This window comes from Cognatishimia sp., from assembly GCF_964229375.1.
GTDB lineage: Bacteria > Pseudomonadota > Alphaproteobacteria > Rhodobacterales > Rhodobacteraceae > Cognatishimia.
The window spans coordinates 1-6743 of the sequence record NZ_CAXREH010000013.1 but is presented as its reverse complement, the minus strand read 5'-3'; the positions used below and the strand labels follow the sequence as shown (position 1 = coordinate 6743).

Sequence of the window (6743 nt, the reverse complement as noted above, 5' to 3'; positions counted from 1 at the left end):
TATTCTGGGCGGAACAACCGAAGCCAGCGCTTTGGCGCGGGCAGTGGCGGATGCCGGGATTGCGGCGACCTTCAGCTATGCGGGCCGCGTGGACAGCCCCAAGGTGCAACCGATCCCTCAGCGCGTCGGCGGCTTTGGCGGCGTGGCGGGCCTTGTAAGATATCTTCGCGAGCATAACATCACTCATGTGGTGGATGCCACGCACCCTTTTGCCGCACAGATGAGCCGGAACGCCGATCACGCCTGCACCGAGGCAGGCGTTGCGCTGCTCGCTTTGACGCGCGCGCCGTGGGCGGCTGAGGCTGGGGACACTTGGACCCATGTGCCCGATATTGCGAGCGCGGTTGAGGCGTTGGGTGGCATCGCGCGACGTGTCATGTTGGCGCTGGGCCGAATGCATATCGAGGACTTTGCTGCCCAACCCCAGCACCATTACGTGCTGCGTCTGGTCGATGCCCCGGTCCAGCAGCCCAGCTTGCCGCATCACAGTGTCGTTGTCGCGCGCGGTCCCTTCGATGTGGCCGGTGACATTGCTTTGTTCAAAGAGCATGCCGTCGACATCGTGGTGTGCAAAAATGCAGGCGGCGTTGGCGCAGACGCCAAAATCCACGCCGCGCGGGCGCTGGGTCTGCCGGTTGTGATGATTGACAGACCTGCGCTCCCGGCGCGCCGAGAGGTTGCGACGGCGCAAGCGGTTCTGGACTGGGTGGCCGAGGCGCAGCACGGCGCTTAGCCTTCTACCGAACGTGGCGTATAGATCAGGGGCGCAGCGTTGCAGCGCTCAATCACACGGGTTTGCGAGTTGCCAAGCAACACCACCGTCCGCATGTCGGCCATATCTTCTGTGACCTCAGTCAGCGGCACGATTTTGATGGTCTGATCCGGGCGGCTGACGTTGCGCGCAAAAATCATGGGGCGATCATCGCCGCAGGCGTCTTGCAAGGCTTTCACCGCTTTGCCAAAGCCTTCGGGACGGGATTTTGAGCGTGGATTATAGAAGGCCATGGCGAAATCGGCCTCGGCGGCCAGCCTCAGACGCTTTTCGATCAGCTCCCATGGCTTCATATTGTCGCTCAGGTTGATCGCGCAAAAATCATGCCCCAAGGGTGCACCGCAGGCGGCTGCGGCGGCAAGCATGGCCGTGATACCCGGGAGGATCTGAATGTCCACGTCGCGCCAAGCCGGATCGCCGTGCTCGACCGCCTCTAACACGGCCGCAGCCATGGCAAAAACACCCGGATCGCCTGACGAGACCACGACCACATGTTTGCCTGCGCTTGCCATGTCCAAAGCGTGCCGAGACCGGTCAAGTTCCACACGGTTATCTGACGGGTGCAACGTCAGCCCGGGGCGTTCCGCGATACGGGCCACATAGGGGATATAGCCGACAATATCGGTGGCCCGCGCAAGTGCGTCGCTGACTTCGGGCGTCACCAGAGCGTCATTGCCGGGGCCAAGCCCCGCGATTACGACAGAGCCGTTCATGGGCGTCTACCTTGACCATGCACGATGATGATCGAGAAATAGGGTGTCACCTTTTCGGTCATTTCAGACAGTTTGCAGACGGTCTGCTTTGGCATCGTGGCAAATTGCACCAGATAGGCGTCGTCGTATTTGCCTCCGGCTTTCAGCGCGCGCACCACTTTGTCGAAATTCGTGCCGATCTTCATAATCACCAGCGCATCGGTCAACGCGATGTGCTCGACCAGCTTCTCTTCTGAATGTGTGCCCATGATAACGGTCAGCACGTCATCACCCCACGTGATCGGCGCGCCGGTGGCCGTCCATGCACCCGACATGCCGGTGATGGCGGGCACCACTTCGACGGGCACAATGTCTTTCACGCGGGCGTAGATATGCATGAAAGAGCCATAGAAGAACGGGTCGCCTTCGCAGAGCACCACAACGTCTTCGCCCGATTGCGCCAATGCGATCAGGTGATCAGTGACCTCTTTGTAGAAGGCCGACAGGATTTGATTATAGCGCGGATCGCTGAGCGGGATTTCTGTGGTGACCGGATATTCCATCGGAAACTCCACGGCACCCTCGGGGATCATGCCCTCGACGATTTGGCGGGCCTGACCTTTGCGGCCTGCCTTGCGAAAGAACGCCACATGACGCGCATTGCGCAGCAAGCGGTCGGTTTTGACGCTCATTAAATCCTGATCGCCAGGCCCCAGACCAATGCCATAAATCGTGCCAGTCATCGGCCTATTCCTTCCGGCTTGCGATCGCGTTGATCGCCGCGACGGTCATGGCCGAGCCGCCCAGACGCCCCTCAACGATCATGCAAGGCACTGGCTGATCGTGCCACAACGCGTCTTTGGATTCCGCCGCGCCGATGAACCCGACAGGGCAGCCAATAATCGCAGCAGGGCGCGGGCAGGAAGGGTCTTCGAGCATATTCAGCAAGTGAAACAGCGCAGTCGGAGCGTTCCCGATCGCGACAATCGCGCCGCCCAGCCGGTCGCGCCAATGTTCCAGCGCAGCTGCAGACCGCGTGTTGCCGATCTCTTTGGCCAGCTCATAGATGCCATCCGCGTGCAACGTGCAGATGACCTCGTTGTCAGCAGGCAGGCGCGGGCGCGTCACGCCCTCGGACACCATGCGGGCGTCACAGAAAATCGGCGCACCGTTTTCCATCGCGCTGCGGGCGGCGGCAACCATGCCCGGGGTGAATTTGACAAATTTCTCAAGGCCTACCATGCCCGCGGCGTGGATCATGCGCACCACAACCTGTTCTTCATCAGCGTCAAAGCCATCCAAAGCTGCTTCGCGCCGGATCGTGGCAAAGCTTTCGTCATAGATGGCCTGGCCGTTTTTTTCGTATTCATAGGGCATCAAAACTCTCCGATGCGGGTCTTTATGTCGTCAGGGGTAAGGCCCGTGTGCACAGGGACGTCCCATGCATGGCCGTCTTTCACAAGATCAAAAGTGCCGTCGCGTCCAATCAGCGTGAGGGGCGCTGGGCGGGCGCGGGCGCAGCCTTTGGCGCAGCCGCTGATGTGAAGGCGCTTTGGGCTGATACCTGCCAATTGGTGCGCCAGATCGCGGGTCTGAACGCTGGCAGATGTGCACATTGGCGCACCGGGGCAGGCGTCGATGGTCAGGCGCGGGTCATCGGCTTGGTCGATGAAGTCCTGCGTTGTGCAGGGCGCTGCGTCTTCTAGCAGAAACAGGCGCCACGGGGTCGTGCGCAGCGCGCGGGCACCGGTTCGCTCTATGAGATCCGCAAGCGCCTGCGCCTGAATTTGCCCGTAGGGCGCGCCATAGATTATGGCGGTCTGCGCGGGGCCTGCGTTTGGTCTCGCGCGCGCCGCCAAAGCGGGCTGTTGCGCGAAATGGTCTGGCAGAGCCGTCTGCGCCAGCAGTGTTTTCATCCGGCGGGTGCCACCTTGGGCGGTGTCAGAGAACCACTGCGCCAGCGCGAGCATGTCTGAAACGGCAGCGTCAACTGTGGTTGGCTTGCCCAGGGCCGAGCCATCTGCACGCAGGATCAGCCCGGCCTCTGCGCGTTCGATACGCAGGTCGGCCGAGGCAGATTGCAGCACCGGTGCTGGGCCCGCGTCGATGGCAATGCCGAACTTTGCAGGCAGATCCGGCAGGTCCGCAAGCCGCGTGAGCAAGTCAGAACAGATCCTGTGGCTGTCGTCGTCTTCGGCCCAGTCATGCGGCATCAGAATGTTGCGGCGGGCTTCCAGATCCGGATCGTCAGGCAGCAGGCCCAGCGCTTTGAGCTCTGCCAAAAGGGCCTCGTGATCCTCCTCGGACACGCCGCGAATTTGCAGGTTCGCGCGGCTGGTCAGGTCGAGCACGCCAGACCCAAAATGTTGCGCCAGATCGCACAGCCCCAAAACCTGAGCGCGCGACAGGCGGCTCATCGCAGGGCGAATGCGCACCACAAGACCGTCACCGGACATCATGGGGCGGTAGGCCCCGGGACACCACCCTTTGGCAGCGGGGCGCGTCATGCGATGCGCTCCAGGTCCGCGAGGATCGAGTTGCGTCTGGTCTGCCAAAGACCGGCATCGTGAAGTTCGGCGAACCGCGCACGCATCGCGTCCAGCGCCTGCGGATTGTGCTCTTTCAGAAATGCCACGATCGCGTCATCGCCCAATGTGGCATCGTGGTAGGCATCAAACAGCTTGGGGTGCACCGCGTCCGCCAGATGCGCGAAAGCCGCCATATGTTCCAGAGTGGCTGCAATCTCAGCCCCACCTCGGAAACTGTGACGCATCATGCCTGCCAGCCAGTCGGGATTGGTGGCCCGCGCATGAACCACGCGCGCGACTTCTTCGTCTAGGGTGCGCGAACGTGGTTTGTCTGGGTTGGTGCTGTCCAGGTGATAGAGGTTTGCATCGCCGCCCGTGACAGATTGCGCCGCGGCAAAGCCTGCTTCGTGGCTGGCATAGTCGCTTGCCAGCAAAATGTCTGTCTCGGGCAGGTCTTGTGCGTGCACAAAACTGTCTGCCGCCGCAACGCGATCGCGAATGCCGGTGGTATCTTGATGTGGGGTGTCCTGATCCAATGCCCAGGACGAGGCTGACAACCAAGCTTCCCCAGCGCGGGCGCGACCGTTTTGGCCGTAGTCCGTCAGGCTTCCCATGCCCAGCCCATAGCTGCCGGGGGCAGGGCCATAGACGCGTGGGGCAGGGGTGTCGCCCGCGAAGGGGTTCCAGTCGCGCGCTTCTTCGCGTGCGGATAGAGCGCGGATCGCTTGTGAGAACAACGCAGATAGCGAAGGGAACACATCGCGAAACAGGCCCGAGACCCTTAGGGTGACGTCAATTCTAGGGCGTTCGAGCATCGCGATCGGCAGGATTTCGACGCCAGACACACGGTCTGATCCCTCGTCCCAAACAGGTTTTGCGCCCAGCAGGTGCAGCGCCATCGCGAATTCTTCGCCCGCGGTGCGCATTGTGGCCGAGCCCCAGAGGTCAACAATCAGGTTTTTGGGATAGTCGCCTTCTTCCTGCAGGTGGCGACGCACCAGTTCCTCGGCCAGCTTCACCCCTTGGGCATAGGCTGAGCGGGTGGGCACAGAGCGCGGGTCGGTCGTGAAGAGGTTCCGGCCTGTGGGCAAGACATCGGTGCGGCCGCGATAGGGCGATCCGGATGGGCCTGCCTCGATGCGTTTGCCGCGCAGCGCTTTGCGCAAACCGTCGCGTTCTGCGGTGGCCGATGGCGCGGCATCAAAGGCCTCTTGTCCGCTTGGCGCACGCCCAAAGACATGTAGTCCATCGCCAAACTGGCTTTCTTTGATGTCACAGACAAATGTGTCGATCCGAGTGATGGCCTCGGCCAGCGACGTTGCCCCATCAAGCCCCAGTTGTTCGGCCAACCCCAGCGCGTCTGCTTCGCTGCGAATGCCGTCCTGCAGGCGGTCACGCCGTTTTGGGTCTAGTCCGTCGGCATTAGAGAACTCGTCCAGCAGGCTTTCCAGATGGGCAAACTGCTGTGGCGCGGCGCTGTCTTTCAGGGGCGGCGGCACGTGACCGAGGGTCACGGCCCCAATGCGGCGCTTGGCTTGCGCTGCTTCGCCGGGGTCGTTGACAATGAACGGGTAGATCACCGGCAGATGTCCGATCAGCGCTTCGGGCCAGCAGGTTTCAGACAAGGCGACCGATTTGCCCGGCAGCCATTCCAGCGTGCCATGCGCGCCAACATGTACCAGCGCCTGTGCACCAAACGCGTGACGCATCCAAAGATAGAAGGCGACATAGGAATGACGCGGGGTGCGGGCGAGGTCATGGTATTCATCCTCGCGCATATTTTCCGCGCCACGTTCCGGTTGCAGCGCAATCGTGACGTGTCCCTTGGAGACGGCCGCGAATTCAAAAGCGCCGTCCCGTACCAGATCATCATCTTCTGGCGCGCCCCAAACCGAAGTCAGATCCTCGCGCAGCTCTTGCGGCAAGAGCGACAGCGCCTCGGAATAAGCCTCCAGAGAAAAGCGAATGGTTTGAGATCCCAACGCTTCGCCCAGCCAGCCTTTGTCGCCTGATTGCGTGCTGAGGCCGTCCTCGGTCAGGTCAGCGATGATGGCTTCGGCGCTGGCCAAGGCGTCTAGTCCGACGGCATGCGCCATGTTCCAATCCGCGCCCGGATAGGTCGACAAAACCAAACCGACGCGTTTCTCGGACGCGGGCGTTTCGGCCAGCGCGACCCACGCGGCGACCTTTTGCGCAACAGCTTCGATGCGTTCGGCGTGCGCGCGGTGGCCAAAGCGGGAATATTGCAGATCCGGGTCTTTCTTACCCGGCTCTTTGAACGAGGCGACGCCTGCGAAAAGCCGGCCGTCCACTTCGGGCAAGACCACATGCATGGCCAGATCGGCAGGGGCGAGGCCACGTTCGCTTTCGGCCCATGCCTTTTTACGCGAGGTGGCAAGGGCCACCTGAAACACCGGCGCGTCGGTGGCGTCTAGGGGCGAGACACCCTCGATGCCTTTGCCGGAAAAGGCCGTTGCGTTCACAATGGCGGCGGGTTGCAGGTCGCACAGCTGCTCTGCGATCCACTGGGCGGCCTCTGGTTGCTTCAGGGTCGGGGCGAACAGGCCCAAGACGTCAAAGCCACGGGCACGCAGGGCGGCAAACATGGCCTCAATCGGCGCCAAGTCGGCGGAGCTGACGTAAGAGCGATAGAAGGTCAGAACCACCAGCGGCGCATCGCCGTTATGCGTTGGGTCACATACGCCAAGTTCCGGCGTCCAGCCGCCATAGTCAGGCAGCTGCTTGGACCCG

The 6743-nt window shown here is 62.1% G+C and carries 6 protein-coding genes; 1 reads left to right on the top strand and 5 read right to left on the bottom strand.

Going from position 1 to position 6743, the window contains the following annotated elements:
• The first annotated feature begins 1 nt into the window (after position 1).
• The gene (locus ACEQWH_RS01175; RefSeq protein WP_370227527.1) at positions 2 to 733 is read left to right on the top strand and encodes a cobalt-precorrin-6A reductase; all 732 of its coding nucleotides are present in this window, start codon (positions 2 to 4) and stop codon (positions 731 to 733) included.
• Here the strand turns inward: ACEQWH_RS01175 and cobJ are convergent.
• The 5 genes from cobJ to cobN form a co-directional block, all read right to left on the bottom strand.
• Complete coding sequence (cobJ, locus tag ACEQWH_RS01170) at positions 730 to 1485, bottom strand: precorrin-3B C(17)-methyltransferase (protein WP_370227525.1); 756 nt, start codon at positions 1483 to 1485, stop codon at positions 730 to 732. The two genes, ACEQWH_RS01175 and cobJ, sit on opposite strands and share 4 nt — an antisense overlap.
• Complete coding sequence (gene cobI, locus ACEQWH_RS01165) at positions 1482 to 2207, bottom strand: precorrin-2 C(20)-methyltransferase (protein WP_370227523.1); 726 nt, start codon at positions 2205 to 2207, stop codon at positions 1482 to 1484. The genes cobJ and cobI overlap by 4 nt, the downstream gene beginning before the upstream one ends.
• A 4-nt stretch (positions 2208 to 2211) precedes the next feature.
• Complete coding sequence (locus ACEQWH_RS01160; RefSeq protein WP_370227522.1) at positions 2212 to 2841, bottom strand: precorrin-8X methylmutase; 630 nt, start codon at positions 2839 to 2841, stop codon at positions 2212 to 2214.
• Positions 2841 to 3971: a cobalamin biosynthesis protein CobG gene (locus tag ACEQWH_RS01155; protein ID WP_370227521.1), complete on the bottom strand. Its 1131-nt coding sequence runs from the start codon at positions 3969 to 3971 to the stop codon at positions 2841 to 2843. Before ACEQWH_RS01155 ends, ACEQWH_RS01160 begins: the two co-directional genes overlap by 1 nt.
• Positions 3968 to 6743: cobaltochelatase subunit CobN (cobN, locus tag ACEQWH_RS01150; protein WP_370227519.1), on the bottom strand; the 2776-nt coding region annotated here is incomplete at its 5' end. The genes cobN and ACEQWH_RS01155, both read right to left, overlap by 4 nt.

Excerpts from the sequence above, each read along its gene's own strand:
- cobJ (WP_370227525.1), bottom strand. The coding sequence starts at position 1,485 with ATGAACGGCTCTGTCGTAATCGCGGGGCTTGGCCCCGGCAATGACGCT.
- cobI (WP_370227523.1), bottom strand. The coding sequence starts at position 2,207 with ATGACTGGCACGATTTATGGCATTGGTCTGGGGCCTGGCGATCAGGAT.
- ACEQWH_RS01160 (WP_370227522.1), bottom strand. The coding sequence starts at position 2,841 with ATGCCCTATGAATACGAAAAAAACGGCCAGGCCATCTATGACGAAAGC.
- ACEQWH_RS01155 (WP_370227521.1), bottom strand. The coding sequence starts at position 3,971 with ATGACGCGCCCCGCTGCCAAAGGGTGGTGTCCCGGGGCCTACCGCCCC.